This is a genomic window from Ideonella sp. P3_A4 (genome assembly GCF_056403075.1).
Genome location: NZ_JBFUGE010001273.1, coordinates 1 through 740, shown reverse-complemented (window position 1 = coordinate 740; position 740 = coordinate 1). Strand labels below are relative to the sequence as shown.

The 740-nt window shown below is 65.5% G+C and carries 1 protein-coding gene; it reads left to right on the top strand.

Annotation, left to right across the window (positions count from 1 at the left end):
• Positions 1-740: polysaccharide pyruvyl transferase family protein (locus AC1DYI_RS37510; RefSeq protein WP_477209126.1), on the top strand; the 740-nt coding region annotated here is incomplete at both ends.

Here is a 740-nt window from a genome sequence, read left to right as displayed (position 1 = left end):
GCCTAGGTTATTTCGAGCGCGGCAACTCCGGCGACGAGGCGTTCAAGTTCGCCCACGAGTGGCTGTTCGGCGCCGAGAACATCGAGTTCGCCAACGGTCGCCTGACTGCCGACGCCATCGGCGGCCGGCCGGTCATCCTTGGCGGCGGTGATGTGGTCGCGCCGTTCTTCCTCGACTGGATCCCCGAGGGGTCGGACTTCCACATGCTCGGCGTGGGGCTGAAGTACGAGGAGGCCAGCCTCAAAGCGATGCGAGAGAAGGGACCGCACCTGCGCCACAGCTGGTTCCGCAACCGCGTCGATGTCGAGTTGGCCCGCGCCGGCGGGTTCGACTGCGACTACATCCCCGACATCGTCTTCAGCCTGCGCGATTCGGTCGAGCCCTTGCCGGTCGAGGTCGACAAGCAGCTGCGCCGGCTCGAGCGCTCGCCCTTTGCCGTCGTCTGCCTGGCGGACCACTTCAACTCGCGCTACGAATTGACCGAGCCGAGCCACAACGCTTACCTCGAGTACTTCRAGTGGGAGCTGGCGCGGATTCTGGATGAGCTGGCCGAGGACTACCGCGTGCTGTTCCTGCCGCTGTCCGTCTACACCAACCACCAGGACGCGCGCATGCACCACGATGTCGTGGCGCGAATGAAGCGTGCCGACCGGGTCGAGCATGTCAGCGCCAACCTGTCGCCGATCCAGGCAATCAGCGTCGTGCGGCGCGCTTCGCTGGTCGTGTCGATGAAGCTGCAC